This is a genomic window from Nocardia sp. NPDC051570, from assembly GCF_044454005.1.
Taxonomy (GTDB): Bacteria; Actinomycetota; Actinomycetes; order Mycobacteriales; family Mycobacteriaceae; genus Nocardia.
Genome location: NZ_JBITDI010000008.1, coordinates 316,672 through 335,546 on the forward strand (window position 1 = coordinate 316,672; position 18,875 = coordinate 335,546).

The window sequence follows — 18,875 nt, forward strand, 5'->3', positions numbered from 1 at the left end:
TGCCCGAAATGAATTCGGGATCATCGGCGACGTAAACTCTCGAAGCACAAAGGGTGACGGGAGCCTTTCTCGATCAGCGAATTTCGGAATAACCACGATGTAACCAACTGCAATACTTGGGATATCGCGATCGGTGTCGTAATGTTGGCGCGGCGCGTGGACAGCGTCATCATTCCGATGTATTTCCGAGGAGATTGGCGTGGGTAGACATGCCACCCGAGAAGACAAAAGGGCCCGCGAGGAAAAGTCTCTGCGCGACCTGATCGACCGCCTCATCACGGACTACGGAAGCACGTACTCCCCCTGGGAGATCGAGGATGCCGTGGCGGCGGCGCTGGGCCGCTTCGAAGGGCATTCGGTGCGTGATTTCGTGCCGATCCTGGTGGAGCGGATCGTGCGGCGAGATCTGGACGACGCACCGAGTCCACCGGAAGAGAGTGCTCCGCAAGAGATGCCGAGCGAGATCGAGACCATCGGTTTCACCGCCCGGCTACGGGATTATCTGCCGCCACCATGGTCCGCACGCACGCTGGCCCTCCCCCTGGGCATCGTCGCACTGGTCGCGATCATCGCCGTGACGATCGGAGCGCCCGGAACCGCCCCAACTCCGCCCCCGACCGCCGCGCCGACGGTCGTGCGTGGCGTGGTCGGCTCGGAGAAGAGCGCCTTCTTCGCCGATCCCCGAGTGGTCGACGCCTTGGCGCGCAAGGGAATTCGGGTCGAGGCCGAACCCGCCGGATCTCGGCAGATCGCCACCTCGGTGGATCTGGGCAGATACGATTTCGCCTTCCCGTCCAGCGCCCCCGCGGCCGAACGAATCCTGCGCCAGCGCAATCCGACCGCGAAGTACACACCCTTCTCCTCCCCGATGGCGATCGCGACATTCGCCCCGATCGCCGATCTGCTCACCAAGGCGGGCGTCGTGCGGCCGGGGCCCGTCCCGACCTTCGATATGAACCGCTATCTGGACCTCGTCGCCACCGGCACGCAGTGGGATCGGTTGCCCGGCAACACCAGCTATCCGGTCCGCAAGAACATCCTGGTCTCCACGACCGATCCGCGGACCTCCAATTCCGCGGCGATGTATCTGGCCATCGCGAGCTATGCCGCCAACGACAATACGGTGGTGCGCGGTGCGACCGCCGAGGAATTCGTGCTCGGCAAGATCGCGAAACTATTCGTCGGCCAAGGCTTTTCGGACAACTCCAGCGGGGGACCCTTCGCCCAGTATCTGTCGGCGGGCATGGGCCCGACCCCGCTGGTGCTGAGTTACGAGGCCCAGTACGTCGAGGCCGCCGTCGCGGGCCGGACCACGCCCGATATGGTCCTGATGTACCCGTCGCCCACGGTCCTGTCCCGACATACCCTGATCCCGCTCACCCCGGCGGGCGATCGGATCGGCCGTCTGCTCACCACCGACCCCGAACTGCAGGATCTCGCCGCCGAACACGGCTTCCGCACCGACGACCCGGCCCGCTTCACGCGCGTGACCACCGCGCACCACATTCCCGTCGCCGGTGAGCTCATCGACGTCGTCGACCCACCGGCCTACGACACCCTCGAACATCTCCTCGACGGAGTCGCCAGGTCCTACAACTGAGTGACGCACGTAACTCCGCTCGAGCCCGCCTTTTGGAATGGTGCTATATCTTGATCAGTCCCCAACGCGGGTGCGCGGTCGAGGTAAGGGCGGTCATACGATGCCCAATAGTCGCTCGTCAGTTCTGGCCTGGTGGTACGACCGGGCCGATTATCGGTGGGTAGTCGGGTTTCTCGAATCCCATTCCGTGGTGGGCTGGACCAAAGTCATCGTCGGCGTGGGCGGTCTGATGATGTCCCTCAATGCCGTGCTGATGGCACTCACACCGGCCGGTGTGAGCGGAGTCATAGGAATGTCGACGGATATCGTGGCCGCCGCGATCGGGGGTTTATGGGCGCTGCGGTGGTGGTTGCTGCCCTGGCCGAGCGAGGGTGAATCGATCACCTGGATCGCGCTGATCGATATCGTCGTCACAGCCGACAGCCTGATGGTCCACGACCGCGTGCTCGGGGCGATGGGGGTCCTCATGCTGGTCGCCACCGGCACCTACGCGGCGGTCTTCCACAGCCCGCGCGTACTGGCCATGAACGTCGGCTGGTCGCTGCTGTCGATCGTGATCCTGTCGATCCTCACGGTCCGAGGCGGCGGCCGCTGGCAGGGCGATATCGCGCTGGGGATGGCGCTCGTCATCGCCAACATCGCCCTCATCGGCCTGGTACTCCCCACGATGCAGCTGTCCCATCTGCTGCTGCGCCTGGATACGGTGTCCGATCCGCTCACCCGACTGCTGAACAGGCGAGGCCTGGACTCGCAGCTGGCCCATTACTCCGGCACCTACCGGCACGCCGCCGACTATGCGATAACCCTGGACCTCGACCGCTTCAAGCGAGTGAACGACACCTACGGCCACCCCTTCGGTGACGAGGTCCTCAAGCGCACCGCCGACCGCCTACGCTCCGCCGCCGATTCCGACGCCCTCATCGCCCGCACCGGCGGCGAGGAATTCGTGATCGTCGGCTCGGCTCGCAACGAACCCCCCGCCGAGATCGCCGAACGCCTCCGCACCGCCCTCGAGACGATGTCCGGCCTCCCGGTCACCATCACCGCCAGTCTCGGCGTAGCCCTTTTCCCCGCCCCCGGCCCCACCGACCGCCGCTCCCGCTACGAAACCCTACGAGCCTCCGACGCCGCGATGTACCAAGCAAAACGACTGGGCGGCAATACCGTAGTGGCCACCGAAACAGCTCAAGCCATTCCGAGCTAGTCAATCCGGCAGCGGCGGAACGAGTTCCACCCAATACGCATGCCGCACCGCATCCCATACCGTCGCCAGCTCCGGCATCCGCTCCCGAGCCTCCGCCAGATCCGGGCAGTGATCCGCGCCGAACGCAACGACCACGGCTCCATCGGAGATGTTGTGCACGGCCATGATTCGGATCCGACAGCGATACAGTTCCCAGGTAACTCGCCACCCATCGATCTCGGTTCGACGGATGTTATGCGCAGTCCGCCCCGAGCTGCTGTCCGTGTCCGCACTCACGATTCCCTCCCTCGAGTCTGTGGTGGTCTGCACCCGCCGCCGGGGAATGTCGACCCGGCGGCGGGGCTGAGGAAACGTTAGGGCGGGACGAAAGGCCTGGCGGGTACGTTCCATACCCCTTGCCTCGCGGTTACGCTGGACCCAATCGAACAGGCTCCGAAGGGAGTGCGGTCGTGAACAATCCGGGTGACGAGACGCCGATCGGCAAGCGGATCAAAGGCCTGCGTGAGCGGGCGGGGATGTCGCGGCCGGTATTGGCCGGGCTGGTCGGGCGGTCGGCCGAGTGGTTGAAGGCGGTCGAGAGCGGGCGGATCCAGCCGCCGCGGTTGCCCATGCTGTTGCGCATCGCCCGGTCCTTGGACCTGCAGGACCTCGCCGAGCTGACCGGTAACGATCATGCCGTACCGGTCTCGGTATTCGCGGGAGAACGACATTCCGCCTTGAACGATGTCCAGCAGGCGCTCACCGACTTTCGATTGTCGCCCGCCGATCACCAGATCAGCATCGAACATGTGGCAGAGCGGCTACGTCAGGCCTGGACCATCCGGCATGCCAGCCCCGATCATCGCACCCAACTGGGCGCGCTATTGCCCGGCCTGATTCGTGATGCCCAAACCGCCGCTTGCACAAGGGATGAGGATCGTAGGCAGGCGCGGCGACTCCTGGCAGGCGTATATCAGTTGGCCGATTTCTATGTGGCGTATCAGCCTGCGCCCGAACTAGTTTGGCTGGTCGCCGATCGTGCTCTGAACGAGGCCACCGAGGCCGACGATCCGTATGTCGTCGCATGCAGTGCGTGGGCCATGGTGCAGGCGCTGCGGGACTCGGGCCGGTGGCTCGAGGCAATCACTCTGGCCCGCAACGCATTACAGCAGCTGACACCCTATCTCGATCGGGACGGCACCCCGGACGACTGGCATGGAATCACCGGGGCCTTGGAAGCGGAGATCGCCTACGTCAACGCCAGACGAGGCCGCCTCGGCGAGGCGTGGGCACTTTGGGAACGAGCCGACCGCAGGGCGCATCGTCTCGGTCCGGAGTACCGGCACATCCAAACCTCGTTCTCGACAGCGGTAATGGCCGCCCATGCCACCACCCTCGGAGTGGAGCTACACCGGCCGGGAGAGGCCCTTCGGGCAGCCAAGGGCTTCGATGCCGACCGAATAACCTCGATCCCCCGCCGCGGCCGCCATTTCATCGAGGTCGCCCGGGCCTACTTCCAGCGTGGCGAATCCACCGCCGCCCTTGCCCTTTTGGACAAATCGGAACGAACCGCCCCGGAGACGATCCGCTACAACGGATATGCCCGCGACATGCTGCACGCATTGCTGAAGCAACCGCCGTCGGGCATGCGCGCCGACGTCCGCAACCTCAGCGAACGCGTGGGCTTGTTCCCCTGATGCCCCCAGCTCACTCCATCGCACGAAACTCGACGACCGACCGTGACCCAGCGGGCGTCACCGAACCGACTACCAACCCCACCGACTCCGCCAGACCGCCCAATTGCCCCAAGGTCCGTTCCCGGCCACGGACATAGCAGAGCATGCGCAGATCACCTTCGGTGTCGAAAGCCCCGCCGATGTGGTCGACCACGAGCACCTTTCCCGTATCCGCGGCCGCGTCGGCGCAGCGTCGCAGGATGCGGTGGGCGGCGTCGTCATCCCAGTCGTGGAGGATGCCCGACAGTAGGTAGCCGCCCGCGCCGGTGGGCAGCGGGTCGAAGAACGTGCCCGCGTGGGTGTCGGCGCGGTCGTCCAAACCCGCTGTGGTGAGGGCTTTCTGGGCTCGGGCGATCGGGCCCGCCAGGTCGAGGACCGTTCCGCGCAGGTCGCTGTGGGCGCGCAGGAGGGCCGTCAGCAGGGTGGCATCGCCGCCGCCCACGTCGACGACGTGACCCAGTGCGCCCCAAGGGTATGCGGCGGCCACCGCGGGCGCGTCCGCCACCAGCCTCGCCCCCATCAGAGTGTCGAACGATGCCGCACGCGCCGGATCGGCCGACAGGTCCTCCCAGAATGTCGTACCGAACCGACGCGTGAATGCGGGCTCGGCGGTGCGCACGGTGTGCAGCAGTTCGACGAAGCACAGATCGGCGCGCCCGACGGCACCTTCCAGATCGAGCCACGCCCGCACCCCATTCGGATCATCGTCGCGCAGACCCTCACCCAGCGCCGTCAGATCGAAGCTCCTATCCTCCGCGCGAGCCAGCACCCCAGCAGTCACCAGATGCCCCATCACCCTCCCGAGCGAATCCGCATCGGCGCCCACCACCTCGGCCAGCGCCCCGGCGGTCCGCGAGCCCGCAGCGATGTGATCGGCCAGCCGCAATGTCGCCGCCACCCGAATGGCCATCGGAGTCACCAGATCCGCGGCCGCCCACAACCCGCCACCCCACCCGCTCGACTGCTCTGACACGAGGCCTCCTCATTCGATCGCGGTGGTTCGAATCTCGTTGTGTAACAGTTCGATCAGAGCCGGGAACCGCCCTTCCAGGTCCGCACGCCGCAGCTGTGCCATATTGCTGTTACCCCGGTCGACCTGGCGGATCAGCCCGGCCCGGCGCAGCACCCGGAAGTGGTGCGTGAGAGTGGCTTTCGAGACCGGGAGACCGAAGGAGCTGCAGTGGCGTTCGGCGCCGTCGGGCTCGGCGACCAGGGTGAGCACCACACGGCGGCGGTGCGGGTCGGCCAATGCGGCGAAGATCGCACCCAGATCCATCTCGTCCGGGGCGGGTTCGTCACTGTTCGGCACGGCGGACTCCTCACGCGAGGTACGTCTTGCATCATACCTCATGGTCGATTATCGTCCGAGGTATGGCAGAATTCGTACCTTCGCCCGAATCACCCTACGCCCTGGTCGGTTTCGCTCGCCCCAAACCGGAGCGGGCCGACGAACTCCGGAAGCTGCTGCTGTCATTCGTCGCCCCGACCCGCGAGGAGGACGGCGCGCTCGAGTACCACTTCCACGAGGACAGCAACGATCCCGGCGCCTTCGTCTTCTACGAGGTGTGGCGCTCGAAGGCCGATCTCGACAGGCATCTGGCACTGCCCCACATGAAGGAATTCTGGGATAACCGCATGGACTATCTGCGGCAGGATCTCGACATTCGCTTCCTGACCATGCACAGCCCGTATCCCCGCTCGATCGTCTAGCTACAGTGGTCCGATGAGCGACGCGGAGATGGACCCCGAGGTGATCGAGCTGGCGACGAAGGTATTCGCCGCGGCGCGGAGCGGGGATGGGGATGCGTTGGCGGCGTATATCGATGCGGGCGTGCCGGTGAATCTGACCAATGAGCGCGGCGATACGTTGCTGATGCTGGCGGCGTATCACGGACATTCGACGGCCGTGCGGACGCTGCTGGACAAGGGGGCCGATCCGAATCGCGTCAATGATCGCGGGCAGACTCCGTTGGCGGGTGTCGTATTCAAAGGCGAGGACGAGATCGTGCGGATCCTGGTGGCGGCGGGTGCGGATCCGGATGCGGGCACGCCCTCCGCGCGGGATTCGGCGACGATGTTCGGAAAGGCCGAATTGCTGGCGCTTTTCGGTTGAGCCGGTCGAGAGCGGGATGACGCCCTCGACCGACGGTCACCCTAGCTGCTGGGTACCAGGCACTGCAGCACGGACACCACGACCGCGAGCAGCAGGGAGACGGCCTCCTTGGAGGTGGCGTCCGCCTTGTCCGCGGGCTTCTTGCTCAGCGTGTCCATGACATTCTGAATATCGCTGGAGAACACGTCCTTATCCTTCACCAGCTTGCCGATGACGGCCTTCGCGGCGGCATCGTCGAGTTCACTCACCTGGGTGAGAGCCTTGCCGACCATGCCCGCGATCTCTTTTCCGCTCTGTGCGGACGGCAGGCCCACCAGCGTGCCCTGCACCTTCTCCGGCAGCGCCTTCTGGATGGCGCCGACCTGTTTCCCGCATGCCTCCGTCATCGATTCCGCTCGCACCGGCGCCTGCGAACTCTGAATTCCCACAACCAAAGCCGCGGCCGTCGCGATCGTGCCGAGACCGAGACCGATTTCCGCCCATCGTCGCCGAACACTCGCCGACAACTTCATTCGACGCTCCTCCTGTATGTCGTGTACCGACCTGACAGCAACAGCAGTGGAACGAACAGCGAGCAACCCTATCCCGGCATCCGCGACAATCAGCGCAGGCGCGCGATCACCTTCGCCAAGGGATACAGGTCGGTGTGGGCGGCCGTGAAATACGTGATGCCGTATTCCTCGCGCAACCGTCGCAGGGCGTCGGCGATCTGATCCTCGGAGCCGTGCACGACATTCGGCAGCGTGCGCAATTGCTCATCGGAGTAATCCGGATAGAACTTACGATCGGGAGCGCCGGAACCGGTGATCTGGACCGACAGCAGCATCAGATTGAGCTCCAGATCCGCGAATCGGTCACCCGCGGCACGGCGGATGAATGCGACCCGTTCGGGCAGGCTGCCTGCCACCGCGGGATCCTCGCCCGGAACGACCCCGGACAGGCCGACGATATCCGCATGCCGCGCGCCCAGGCTCAGCAGCCGATCGCCCCTGCCCGCGATCGCGATCGGGAGATCCGATCGCGCGGGCCGCGGCCGATGGTCCGGATCGGCCAGCAGCCGCCGCACCTCGACGATCGTCCGTCCCAGATGTGAGACGCGTTCTCCCGCACGGGGAAACGGTATTCCGGCCGCCTCGAATTCGGCCTTCTCGTAACCGGCCCCGAGGCCCAGTTCGAACCGGCCGTCGGTGAGCTGATCGACCGCCGCCACATCACGTGCGAGCAGGGCGGGCCGCGCGAATCCGGCATTGAGCACGAAGGTGCCCAACCGCACCCGCCGGGTCACCTCCGCGGCGGACATCAGCGCGGGGAACGGCGCCACCATGCCCAGATGATCCGGGACGAGCAAGGTGTCGTAGCCGAGATCCTCGACCTCCCGAACAGTCCGCTGCCACTCACGTCTGGATTCCGAGGTGCGCACGCTCACGCCGAAACGGAAGTCCCGCATGACATCTCCCTTCGTCACGAATCGTTCGGGATCCAGCCTTCCCCAACGGCGACGTGGATGCACGGGCTTTCATTCGAGCGCGATAGCATCCAATCGGATCCGCAGGAATTCCGCCGAGATCACCGGCGGCAGACCCGATACCCGGCCGATCGGTGGTTCCAGCGGGGTCACCCGCGCGTCGTGATCCAGCTCGTAGAAGTAGATCAGCGAGACCAGATCCTCCTCCGGCGCCCGCTGCTGCGGCGGCAGCACCCGATGCCGGCCCGACGGCCAGCGCAGGCCGCTCCAATGTGCCAGCAGGTCACCGATGTTCACGGTCAGCGCCTCGGGATCGTAAGGGGCGTCGGCCCATCCACCCGCCTCGGTGTAGACCTGCAATCCGCCCGCCCCGGGTTCCCGATCGAGCACGGTGACCGTACCGAAATCGGTATGCGGCCCGATCCGGAACTGCCCGGGCTCCGGGGTCCCGACCTCGGTCAGCGGCGGATAATGGTTGATATTGCACGTCCAGGTGGGCCGAGTCGCCAAGTGCCCGAAGGGATTCGACGGCAGCGCCAGCGCCGCCGCGAACAGGGCCAGCAGCTCATCGGACAGCACCCGCATCGCATCGGTGTAGGCGATCAGCAGCTCGCGCAGCTCGGCGACCTCATCCGGCCACGCATTGGGCAGAAACCACACCTCATCGACGGCGGCGTCGCCGGTCCGGGTATCGGCCCCGACCGCGAAGGTCTCCTTCAGATCCGGCGGCGTCGCAGTCCCCTCGGCGTATCCATTGGCCTCCCGGCCGGGCCCGATCCACCCGCGCCCGCCGACCCCGACCGCATACCGCTGCTTGACCCGCTCCGGCAGCGCGAAGAACCGCCGCGCCGCGGCCCGCACCGCCCCCGGCAGTTCCGCGGGCACCCCATGCCCGCGCACCAGCAGAAATCCGGCCCGCCGCAGCCCCTCGTCCACGGCACGGCAGACCTCGGCGGCATCGGAACCACCGCAGCGCCATCGGGCCAGATCGACCGTCGCTATCGCATCGCTCACTCCACGACCCCGATATCCTCGAACCACAGCTCGGGCCGTTCGGCGATGAACTTCTTCATCATCTCGACGCACCGCGGATCGTCCACGACCGTGATCGAGACCCCGTTCTCGGCCAGCCATTCGTGGCCGCCGTGGAAGGTCGCGGCCTCGCCGATGACGACCGCGCCGATGCCGAACTGGCGGACCAGGCCGCTGCAGTACCAGCACGGCGACAGTGTGGTCACCATGATGGTGTCACGGTAGTCGCGCCGACGGCCCGCGTTGCGGAAGGCATCGGTCTCGGCGTGCATGCTCGGATCATCGTTCTGGACGCGCCGATTGTGCCCGCGCCCCAGCAGATTTCCCGCGCTGTCGAACAGGGCGGCCCCGATCGGGATACCACCCTCGGCCAGCCCCCGTTGCGCTTCCTCGTACGCCGCCTCCAGCAAGTGTTCGGTAACCATGCCGATCATGCTGCCACCACCCGGGCACGGATCCGAGTGCGAGCGAAGATCAGATACACCGCCGCCGACAGCACGAACCCGACAAAGAAGGTGATATCACCCAATTCGGGCACGACCCGCACGGCATAGCCGACGAATCTGCTCTGATCGGAGAACAGCAGCACCGAGACGACCAGACCGACGATGAACGCCGCGATGAGGCGGTCTCGGTAGGTCGTCATCGTTCGCGAGTCTCCTCCAGCACTGTTCGACCCAGCAGCAGATACCGTTGCGGGTCACGGCGTTTCAGGTATTGCGCGTAACAGATCCCGATCAGCGCCACCGTGGCCACCAGCCATGGCGTGAGTTTCAGCAGGAGCGAATTCGCCTCGGTACCCGCGGCGGTGTTCATGTTCACGATGAGCAGCCCCACCACGCCCAGCATCGCCAGTCCGCCGAACAGCGGTGCCACCAGCGTCTTGAACCAGTGCCGAGATTCGGGATGGTGGTTGCGGAAGTAGGCCAGCACCGCGAACGAACACACCGACTGCACGACCAGGATCGCCATCGTGCCCAGAATCGCCAGCAGCGTATAGATGCCGTTGTAGGGATCCTTGCCGGCCAGCCCCATCGCCAGCACGATCAGCGCGGCCACCACGGTCTGCACCAGTCCGGCGATATGCGGCGAGCCGTGCCTGGGATGGGTGCGCCCGACCGTGCGCTGGAGCACCGGCAGCACCCCCTCGCGCCCGAGCGCGTACAGATAGCGGGCCGCGCAGTTGTGGAAGGCCATGCCGCAGGCCAGCGATCCGGTGATCATCAGCCACTGCATGGTGTTCACGGCCCAGTGCCCGACATAGCGGGTGGTGGGTTCGAAGAAGACGTTCATCGGACGGTCCGAACCCGCCAGTGACAGCGCCTGATCGGCGCCGCTGCCCGAGATCGCCATCCAGGATACGAAGACGTAGAACACGCCCACCCCGAGCACGGCGATCATGGTGGCGCGCGGGATGATTCGCTTCGGATCGCGCGATTCCTCACCGTACATCGCCGTCGATTCGAAGCCGACCCACGACCAGAACGCGAAGAACAGCCCCAAACCCGCTGAGGCGCCGTGGAATACGTTCACCGGATTGAGCGGGGTGAGCGAAAACCCGTCGGGCCCACCGCCGTGCAGCGCCACCGACACCGCCATCACGGCAAGCACCGTCACCTCGGTGGCCAGCAGCACCACCAGCAGCTTCTCGGCCAGCGCGACGCCGAACCAGGTGCCGATCGCGTTGATCGCCAGCATCACGATCGCGAACACCCACCACGGAATGTGCACGCCCACTTGATCGGTGAAGGTATTGGTGGCGAAGCTGGCGAAGATGCCGACCAGCGACGGCTCGAACACCATATACGCGAACGCCGCCAGCAGTCCGGCCGCCAGCCCCACGGTACGGCCCAGCCCGAAGGAGATGAATCCGTAGAACGCACCGGTCGCGGTGATGTGCTTGGACATGGTGGTGAACCCGACCGAGAACACCGCCAGCACCACCATCGCGATGAGAAAGGCGGCGGGCGTGCCGATTCCGCTGCCCGAGGCCATCATGAACGGCACGTTGCCGGTCATCGCGGTGATCGGGGCGGCGGTCGCGATCGCCATGAACACCACGCCGAGTAGGCCGATCGCATTGGGTTTGAGTCGATGGACCGCTCGCTCATCCTCGACGCCCGACGGCGGGACCGTCCTGATGTTCATTACGCAACTCCTCACATCCGGTCGACAGACCTGGGGTGAATTGTCGGGAACAGAATGTTGCGTGCGGATGAAACGGAGTTACCAGCGGCGACGAAGTGTGTGACTCGGGCCACATTGGCAACGTTTCGGCCGGAATGCCGCGCGTGAGATTACGGTTCGTCGGGTGTGGCGGCAAGATCGCGGATGAGTAATGCCGTATGCAGTGAGGTACGCACCTCCCCGTCGTCGAGGTCGACATCCAGAATGCGCTCGATGCGGGCCAGCCGGTCGTAGAGGGTGGGGCGACTGATGTTCATGCGGCGGGCCAATTCGGTCTTATTGCCCGCGACGTCGAGGAACTGCCGCAGCGTGGTGGCCAGATCGCCGCGATGGCGAATGTCGTGGCGCAGCAACGCGCTCAGCTCGGTCTCGGCGAAGCGCTGCACGCCGGGTTCGTTGCGGATCAGCGACAGCAGCCCGCGCAGCCGCACATCGCCGCTGCGGTAGAACGGGCGCGGCTGCACCGGATTCAGCGAGAGCGCCACCTCGGCCACATGCCCGGCATGGGTGAGCTCGCGGGCGGTGTCGAGCAGCGACTCCGAATCCGCGCCCACGCCGATCGCCACCCGAGTCACCCCGTCCACGCGACGCACCTCGGCGGCCACCGCCGCGCAGACCTGCGCGAGCCGCTCGTCGAGATCCCCGGCCCGCCCGAGGGCGAGGACGAGGGTGATCCGCTGATGGTCGGCCGCGCTCAGGGCCGTCGCCTTGGCCAGGGCCACACCGTGCCCGACCGCGTCGAGCAGCGCCGCGCCGCGCCGCTGCCGGGCGACCGGATCGGCCTCCGAAGGCGCGGCGATATGCACGGCCAGCGGCACATAGCGGGCCCGGCGCGCCAACCCCAGGGCCGCCGCGCGCGCCACGGCATCCTGTTCGTCGGCGAGGCGGCCGCTGACCATATCGTCGACGAGTCCGGTCTGGGCCTGCCGATGCAATCCGAAGCGGTCCCGCTCGATCATCCGGTGCAGGGTCAGCGTCTGCGCGGCCCGCTCGAGCACCATACGGGCGCGGGCGTTGGGAATTCTGTTGGAGCGCAGGATGAGTCGGCCCCAGCGCTCGGTATGGGGGCCGACCGGAACGACATTGTGATCATCGGAGAGCATGCGGGAGGTGGCTTCCCAGTTCTCCAGCAGTGCCGCCGCGGAGCTGTGCCGGGCGGTCAGGGTGAGTACGCGATGGGCCAGATCCTCCAGGATCACCGACGAATCCAGGAGATTCGCCGCGGTTTTCACGATCTCGGCCAGCGACGCGCGGCGCACGCTGAGCGCGGTGAAGGTCTCGTGCACCGATTGCGCGAATTCGAGTTCGGCGTATTGGTCGGCCACGATCACCCGATGCACCGCCTCGGTGACCTCCACGAAGCGGGTGATCCGCCGCAGCGCCACCACCGGCAGTCCGAGCCGGTCGGCCGCGGCGGCGATATGTGGGCCCAATTCGGCGACATAGCTGCCCAATTCGACGACCAGGCCCGAAACACCTGCTCCGGCAAGTGATTCCAGATAGCCGATACTGGCCGGGGCGCCGTGCGCCAGCGGCCCTCCGGTGGTGAGGATGAGCTCGCGCCCGGAGAGCAGTGTCGCCATATCGGCGATCTCGCCGACGTGCACCCACCGCACCGGCCGCGACAGCCCCGCCGCGCCACCCACCACCTCGGGCTCGCCCGCGCGGACCACGGGCATGGCAAGGACATCGGCTACGGTCGGCATCAACACCGACGAATCGTAATACGAAATGTCCGATCGTCGACGTTTTGTCGGGAGAATGCCCCGCCGATCGGGGAGATAGTTGCTCCAGGGCCGGCGTCGCCCCGGCGACAGCATGCCGGGATCCGCACGATCCGATGAGGACAGTCCCGCTGACCGGAACGAGGAGAATCCCATGCAGACCATTGCGCACTGGGTGGACGGCAAGCCGTTCACCGGCACCGGCGAGGCGAGCCTGCCGGTCACCAATCCGGCGACGGGCGTGGTGAGCGGGCAGGTGGCCCTGGCGACCGCCGCGGATGTGCGGGTGGCCGTCGAGGCGGCGGCCGCGGCGTTTCCGGCGTGGCGCGATACCTCGCTGACCCGTCGCACCCAGATTCTGTTCCAGTTCCGCGAGCTGCTCAACGAGCGCAAGGGCGAGCTCGCGGCGCTGGTCACCGCCGAGCACGGCAAGGTGCTCGCCGATGCGCTCGGTGAGGTCACCCGCGGCCTGGAGGTCATCGAATTCGCCTGCGGCATACCGCATCTGCTCAAGGGCGGCTTCACCGAGAACGCCTCGACCAAGGTCGACATCTTCTCCATCCGCCAGCCGCTGGGGCCGGTGGCGATCATCTCGCCGTTCAACTTCCCGGCCATGGTGCCGATGTGGTTCTTCCCGGTCGCCATCGCGGCCGGGAACACCGTGGTGCTCAAGCCGAGTGAGAAGGATCCCTCGGCGTCGCTGTGGCTGGCGCGGCTGTGGGCCGAGGCCGGACTGCCCGACGGGGTCTTCAACGTGGTGCAGGGCGATAAGGTCGCGGTCGACGAACTGCTGGACAATCCGGGCATCAAGGCGGTGTCGTTCGTCGGCTCGACCCCGATCGCCCGCTACGTCTACCAGCGCGGCACCGCGGCCGGAAAGCGGGTGCAGGCGCTGGGCGGGGCGAAGAACCATATGGTCGTACTCCCCGACGCCGATCTGGACCTGGCCGCCGACGCCGCGGTCAACGCCGGATTCGGCTCGGCGGGCGAACGCTGCATGGCGATCAGCGTGGTGGTCGCGGTGGGCGAGGTCGCCGACGATCTGGTGTCCCGGATCACCCAGCGCGCCACCACCATTCGCACCGGTGACGGCACCCGCGGCACCGATATGGGACCGCTGGTGACCCGCCAGCACCGTGATCGGGTCGCCGACTACATCGGCGCGGGCGAATCCGAGGGCGCCGCCGTGGTTCTCGATGGACGCGGTATCAGCGTCGACGGCGAGGCGGACGGATTCTGGCTCGGGCCGACGATTCTCGACCACGTGCGCCCGGAGATGAGCGTCTATACCGATGAGATCTTCGGCCCCGTGCTGTCGGTGGTGCGCGTCGAAACCTACGACGAGGCACTGGCTTTGATCAACGCCAATCCCTACGGCAACGGCACCGCGATCTTCACCAACGACGGCGGCGCGGCCCGGCGCTTCCATACCGAGGTCGAGGTCGGCATGGTCGGCATCAACGTGCCGATCCCGGTTCCCATGGCCTACTACAGCTTCGGCGGCTGGAAGGCGTCGCTGTTCGGCGATTCGCACGCCCACGGCGCGGACGGTGTGCAGTTCTACACCCGCACCAAGGCCGTCACCAGCCGCTGGCTCGATCCCAGCCACGGCGGCCTGAATCTCGGCTTCCCGCAGAACAACTGACGGAGGACCACGCCATGACACTTCCCAACGGACTCACCGTCGAGGCGGCACGCGCCGAGGCCGAGCGCGCCTACGATCTGGATCGCCGGCATGTCTTCCACTCCTGGTCCGCGCAGAAGCAGCTGCGGCCCATGACGATCACCGCCGCGCAGGGCAGCTACGTATGGGACGGCGAGGGTCGGCGGCTGCTGGACTTCTCCTCCCAGATGGTCAATACCAATATCGGCCATCAGCATCCGAAAGTCGTCGCGGCCATCGCGGAACAGGCCGCGAAGCTGTGCACGATCGCGCCGGGGCATGTGAACGCGGCACGCTCGGAGGCGGCGCGGCTGATCGCCGAGCGGACCCCGGGCGAGCTGGACCGGATCTTCTTCACCAACGGCGGCGCGGACGCCGTCGAACATGCGGTACGGATGGCGCGCCTGCACACCGGCCGGCCGAAGGTGTTGTCGCGCTACCGCTCCTATCACGGCGGCACCGATACCGCGATCAACCTGACCGGTGATCCGCGCCGGTGGCCCAACGATCGCGGCGCGGCCGGGGTGGTGCACTTCTTCGGGCCGTTCCTGTATCGCTCGAAGTTCCACTCCGGCAACGAGATCGAGGAGTCGCAACGCGCACTGGCGCATCTCGAGGACGTGATCGCGTTCGAGGGTCCCGAGACCATCGCGGCGATCGCGCTGGAGTCGGTGCCGGGCACGGCCGGAATCATGGTGCCGCCGCCGGGATATCTGGCCGGGGTGCGTGAGCTGTGCGATCGGCACGGCATCGTCTTCATCGCCGATGAGGTGATGGCCGGATTCGGACGGACCGGAAAGTGGTTCGCCATCCAGCATGTCGATGTGGTCCCGGATCTGATCACCTTCGCCAAGGGTGTGAACTCCGGCTATGTGCCCCTCGGCGGCGTCGCGATCGGTCCCCGGATCGCCGAAACCTTCGACGAGCGGGCCTATCCGGGCGGGCTGACCTATTCGGGACATCCGCTGGCGACGGCCGCCGCGGTCGCGACCATCACCACGATGACCGAGGAGGGCATCGTCGAGAACGCGGCCGAGATCGGTGCGCGGGTACTGGGACCGGGTCTGCGGGGACTGGCCGAGCGGCATCCGAGCATCGGCGAGGTCCGCGGGCTCGGGGTGTTCTGGGCGCTCGAGCTCGTGCGCGACCGGGCGACCCGGGAACCACTGGCGCCCTACGGCGGGACGAGCCCGGCCATGACCGAGGTGGTCACCGCGTGCCGCGAGGCCGGACTGCTGATGTTCGTGAACTTCAACCGGCTGCATGTGGTCCCGCCGTGCACGATCACCGAATCCGAGGCCAAGGAGGGCCTGACCATCCTCGACGAGGCTCTCACCGTGGCCGATCGTTACACCGTGTGAGTCCGCCCGCGCGCGGTACCGTGAACAGCATGCCGTTCCAGCCTCAGCGGTGGTCCCCGCCGTCGGCGACACCGCGCGCCCGCGAAACCCACAGCACCCCACCGATGCCCGCGCCGCGGCTGCTGCCGCTGCCGAGGGTGGGGCCGGAGGATGTGGTGCTCGCGCCGGACGGCAGGGTGATCACCGGGGTGGCGGGCGGCGCGGTGTTCGCGGTCGATCCCGTCGGCGGCAGCGTCGAGAAGATCACCGATACCGGCGGGCGGCCGCTGGGCTTGCACGCCGGTCCCGATGGCTCCCTGCTGATCTGCGACGCCGAGCGGGGCCTGCTGCGCCTGGACCAACCGCACGGCACGCTCGAGGTCATCGTCGACGAGGTCGACGGGCAGCGACTTTCGTTCGCCAGCAACGTCGTCGAGGATTCCGACGGCACCGTCTACTTCTCCTCCTCCTCGAACCGTTACCCGCTCGACCGCTACATGGGCGACTTCCTCGAAGGCTCGCATACCGGCCGCCTGTTCCGTCGCGGTCCCGACGGCAAGGTCGAAACCCTGTTGGACGGACTGAAATTCGCCAACGGCATCGTCGTCGCCCCCGACCGATCCTGCGTACTCGTCGCCGAGACCGGCGGCTATCGCATCGCCCGCTACTGGCTCACGGGCCCGGATGCCGGTACCTCGGACCATCTGATCGACAACCTGCCCGGCTTCCCCGACAACATGGGTCTGGGATCCGACGGGCTGGTGTGGGTCACGCTGTTCACTCCGCGAAATCCGTTGCTGGACAGCCTGCTTCCCCTCCCTGGCATCCTCCGCAGTCTGGTCTGGGCGATCCCTCAACCGCTGCGACCCCAACCCGTCAAGACCGCTTGGGTCCAGGCCTATGATTTCGACGGAAAGCTCATCCACGACCTCCAGCGCGAGGGCGACGACTACGCGATGGTCACCGGCGTCGCCGAACGCGACGGCACCCTGTATCTGGGCAGTCTGAGCGAACGCTCGATCGCGGTCATCCGGCTGCCGGAGTGAGCTGCATCCCGTGCGGGCTCCGGTCGAAAAGCCGTGCGCCGACCCGTCGTTCGAGCGCGGCGAGCTGCTGACTGAGACTCGGCTGCGCGATCCGCAACCGCCGCGCGGCCTCGGTGATACCGCCCGTCTCCGCGATCGCGGAAAAGTACCGCAGATGCCGAAGGTCGATCTCCGGAAACCGATCCATAACACCCTCCACATGCGGACGCCCATCCCATGTCCCCGCCCGGTCCGCCCAGCGGGCCGGGCGGGGTCACCCCTGCTGCGACTCCTCCTGAGCATGCTGCGCCTGCGCCAGCTGCTGAGGCGTATAGCTCAGCGACAGCGCGATCACCCCCACGACCACCACCGCCACGGCACAGACGAACAGCACCAACGTATACCCACTACTCAGCGCCGCGATCTGCGTCGAATTCATCTCGGCGGCCTTGCCGTTGATACCGCCACGAGACAAGGTGCGGGACAGGGCGACCGGGCTCAGCAGGCCGATGGCCACCGGACCGCCGAGGTTGAAGGCCATCTGGCCGATCGCGGTCAGTGGCCCGATGTTGCCCACCGGAACCCCGACCAGCAGGCACAGCGGAACAACCACCATCGCGATACCGACGCCGAAACCGATGACCGGCAACAGGATCAGCAGCGTCGGAACATAGGAGACGTTCTGGTCCAGTGTGGAACCGAAGAACAACCCGACCGCCAGCACCACGGCCGAACCGGAGAGCAGCCAGCGTGGCCGCACCAGTTGCGACAGCTTCGACGACGCCGCACCACCGACGCCGACGCCGAGGGTGAACGGGATCGCCGTCGCACCGGCCATCAGCGGGCTGTAGCCGAGCACGTTCTGCAGGAACTGGGCGACGTAGAAGGTCATCGCGCCCATGACACCGCCGACCAGTACACACGCCGCGAAGGTCACCACACGATCGCGCTTATCGAACAGCGACCACGGCAGCAGCGGATTGTCGACATGCCGTTCGGCGAAGACGAACACCACCAGCAGCAGCACACCCACCGCGACCGCACCCAGGATGATCGGATTCGTCCATCCCATATCGGGACCCTCGGTCGCGCCGAAGACGATCGCCACACATCCGAGGGTCCCCAGGATCGCACCGCGCACATCGAGCGAGAGCCGGACATGGGCGGTATCGCGCAGCCGGTAGACCGCCCCGAGCACGATCAGCGCCCCGATCGGCACGTTGATCCAGAAGATGAGCCGCCAATCCAACTGCGTCAGCGCCCCGCCGACGATGAGCCCACCGACCGATCCGACGGCCATCATCGAACCGAAGATCGCCACCGCCTGATTGCGCGCCGGTCCGGGCGCGAAGGTGCTGACCACCAGCGCCATCGCGGTCGGCGCCGCGATCGCCGCGCCCGCGCCCTGAATCGCGCGCGCCGCCAGCAACATCCAGTCGGTCTGCGCCGAACCGCACAGCGCCGAGGCGAGTGTGAACAGCGCGACGCCCACGATGAGCATCCGCTTGCGGCCGAAGACGTCGCCGAGCCGGCCGCCGAGCAGCATCAGCCCCGCGAAGGGCAGACCGTAGGCGGTCACGGTCCACGCGCTGGCGGCATTGGACAGATGCAGATGTTCCTGCAACCGCGGAATCGCGAAGATGACGACGGTGCCGTCGAGCACCACCATCAGATTCAACCCGCTGAGCACCAGGATCGGCAGCCCGAAGGCCCGCTTGGTCACCGGATAATGCGTCGTCGCAGCGGGGTTATCGAGCACAGTGACTCACTGTATCGGATATCCGGAGCCGCCCCGGCGGACCTCTGG

The 18,875-nt window shown here is 66.8% G+C and carries 20 protein-coding genes; 8 read left to right on the forward strand and 12 right to left on the reverse strand.

Features of this window, described 5'->3' with window-relative positions:
- Positions 1-199 precede the first annotated feature (199 nt).
- On the forward strand, positions 200-1,600 hold the full coding sequence (locus ACIA76_RS22485) for a three-helix bundle dimerization domain-containing protein (protein WP_397153793.1): 1,401 nt from the start codon (positions 200-202) through the stop codon (positions 1,598-1,600).
- Positions 1,601-1,790: 190 nt separating this feature from the next.
- Positions 1,791-2,804 carry a diguanylate cyclase domain-containing protein gene (locus ACIA76_RS22490; protein WP_397153794.1) on the forward strand — a complete coding sequence of 338 codons (1,014 nt, stop codon included), beginning with the start codon at positions 1,791-1,793 and terminating at the stop codon, positions 2,802-2,804.
- Here ACIA76_RS22490 and ACIA76_RS22495 read toward each other — a convergent pair whose 3' ends face one another.
- Positions 2,805-2,969, reverse strand: coding sequence for a hypothetical protein (locus tag ACIA76_RS22495; protein ID WP_397153795.1), 165 nt, complete (start codon positions 2,967-2,969; stop codon positions 2,805-2,807).
- 284 nt (positions 2,970-3,253) lie between these two features.
- Between ACIA76_RS22495 and ACIA76_RS22500 the strand changes: the two genes are divergently transcribed.
- Positions 3,254-4,480 carry a multiprotein-bridging factor 1 family protein gene (locus ACIA76_RS22500; protein WP_397153796.1) on the forward strand — a complete coding sequence of 409 codons (1,227 nt, stop codon included), beginning with the start codon at positions 3,254-3,256 and terminating at the stop codon, positions 4,478-4,480.
- Between the two features lie 10 nt (positions 4,481-4,490).
- Here the strand turns inward: ACIA76_RS22500 and ACIA76_RS22505 are convergent, their stop codons facing one another.
- Together ACIA76_RS22505 and ACIA76_RS22510 are read right to left on the reverse strand one after the other, a co-directional pair.
- Complete coding sequence (locus ACIA76_RS22505; RefSeq protein WP_397153797.1) at positions 4,491-5,492, reverse strand: methyltransferase; 1,002 nt, start codon at positions 5,490-5,492, stop codon at positions 4,491-4,493.
- A 9-nt stretch (positions 5,493-5,501) separates the two neighbouring features.
- Positions 5,502-5,828, reverse strand: coding sequence for an ArsR/SmtB family transcription factor (locus tag ACIA76_RS22510; protein ID WP_397153798.1), 327 nt, complete (start codon positions 5,826-5,828; stop codon positions 5,502-5,504).
- A 62-nt stretch (positions 5,829-5,890) separates the two neighbouring features.
- Here ACIA76_RS22510 and ACIA76_RS22515 point away from each other — a divergent pair, with 62 nt between their 5' ends.
- Positions 5,891-6,229: a putative quinol monooxygenase gene (locus tag ACIA76_RS22515; protein ID WP_397153799.1), complete on the forward strand. Its 339-nt coding sequence runs from the start codon at positions 5,891-5,893 to the stop codon at positions 6,227-6,229.
- A gap of 13 nt (positions 6,230-6,242) precedes the next feature.
- Positions 6,243-6,632: an ankyrin repeat domain-containing protein gene (locus tag ACIA76_RS22520; protein WP_397153800.1), complete on the forward strand. Its 390-nt coding sequence runs from the start codon at positions 6,243-6,245 to the stop codon at positions 6,630-6,632.
- Between the two features lie 41 nt (positions 6,633-6,673).
- Here the strand turns inward: ACIA76_RS22520 and ACIA76_RS22525 are convergent, their stop codons facing one another.
- The 7 genes from ACIA76_RS22525 to ACIA76_RS22555 all read right to left on the reverse strand — a co-directional run bounded on the left by ACIA76_RS22525 (position 6,674) and on the right by ACIA76_RS22555 (position 13,025).
- Entirely contained in the window at positions 6,674-7,144 is a 471-nt protein-coding gene (locus ACIA76_RS22525) for a hypothetical protein (protein WP_397153801.1), read from the reverse strand.
- 89 nt (positions 7,145-7,233) lie between these two features.
- Positions 7,234-8,079, reverse strand: a complete 846-nt coding sequence (locus ACIA76_RS22530; RefSeq protein ID WP_397153802.1) for a TIGR03621 family F420-dependent LLM class oxidoreductase — start codon at positions 8,077-8,079, stop codon at positions 7,234-7,236.
- A gap of 69 nt (positions 8,080-8,148) precedes the next feature.
- Positions 8,149-9,111, reverse strand: a complete 963-nt coding sequence (locus tag ACIA76_RS22535; protein ID WP_397153803.1) for an isopenicillin N synthase family dioxygenase — start codon at positions 9,109-9,111, stop codon at positions 8,149-8,151.
- Positions 9,108-9,554, reverse strand: a complete 447-nt coding sequence (locus ACIA76_RS22540; protein ID WP_397153804.1) for a nucleoside deaminase — start codon at positions 9,552-9,554, stop codon at positions 9,108-9,110. Before ACIA76_RS22540 ends, ACIA76_RS22535 begins: the two co-directional genes overlap by 4 nt.
- Positions 9,555-9,559: 5 nt before the next feature.
- Positions 9,560-9,775, reverse strand: a complete 216-nt coding sequence (locus tag ACIA76_RS22545; protein WP_397153805.1) for a hypothetical protein — start codon at positions 9,773-9,775, stop codon at positions 9,560-9,562.
- A complete protein-coding gene (locus tag ACIA76_RS22550) occupies positions 9,772-11,277 on the reverse strand; it encodes an APC family permease (RefSeq protein ID WP_397153806.1) in 1,506 nt (501 codons plus the stop codon). The genes ACIA76_RS22545 and ACIA76_RS22550 overlap by 4 nt, the downstream gene beginning before the upstream one ends.
- 149 nt (positions 11,278-11,426) lie before the next feature.
- A complete protein-coding gene (locus ACIA76_RS22555) occupies positions 11,427-13,025 on the reverse strand; it encodes a PucR family transcriptional regulator (RefSeq protein ID WP_397153873.1) in 1,599 nt (532 codons plus the stop codon).
- Positions 13,026-13,194: 169 nt separating this feature from the next.
- On the opposite strand from ACIA76_RS22555, the gene ACIA76_RS22560 reads away from it, so the two are divergent.
- From ACIA76_RS22560 to ACIA76_RS22570, 3 genes are read left to right on the forward strand one after another with little or no spacing between them, the layout of a single operon-like run.
- A complete protein-coding gene (locus ACIA76_RS22560; protein WP_397153807.1) occupies positions 13,195-14,685 on the forward strand; it encodes a CoA-acylating methylmalonate-semialdehyde dehydrogenase in 1,491 nt (496 codons plus the stop codon).
- 14 nt (positions 14,686-14,699) lie between these two features.
- Complete coding sequence (locus ACIA76_RS22565; protein WP_397153808.1) at positions 14,700-16,064, forward strand: aspartate aminotransferase family protein; 1,365 nt, start codon at positions 14,700-14,702, stop codon at positions 16,062-16,064.
- Between the two features lie 29 nt (positions 16,065-16,093).
- A complete protein-coding gene (locus ACIA76_RS22570; protein WP_397153809.1) occupies positions 16,094-17,089 on the forward strand; it encodes an SMP-30/gluconolactonase/LRE family protein in 996 nt (331 codons plus the stop codon).
- Here the strand turns inward: ACIA76_RS22570 and ACIA76_RS22575 are convergent.
- On the reverse strand, positions 17,070-17,276 hold the full coding sequence (locus ACIA76_RS22575) for a LysR family transcriptional regulator (protein WP_397153810.1): 207 nt from the start codon (positions 17,274-17,276) through the stop codon (positions 17,070-17,072). The genes ACIA76_RS22570 and ACIA76_RS22575 overlap by 20 nt on opposite strands.
- A 66-nt stretch (positions 17,277-17,342) precedes the next feature.
- Positions 17,343-18,827, reverse strand: a complete 1,485-nt coding sequence (locus tag ACIA76_RS22580; protein ID WP_397153811.1) for an MFS transporter — start codon at positions 18,825-18,827, stop codon at positions 17,343-17,345.
- Between the last annotated feature and the right edge of the window lie 48 nt (positions 18,828-18,875).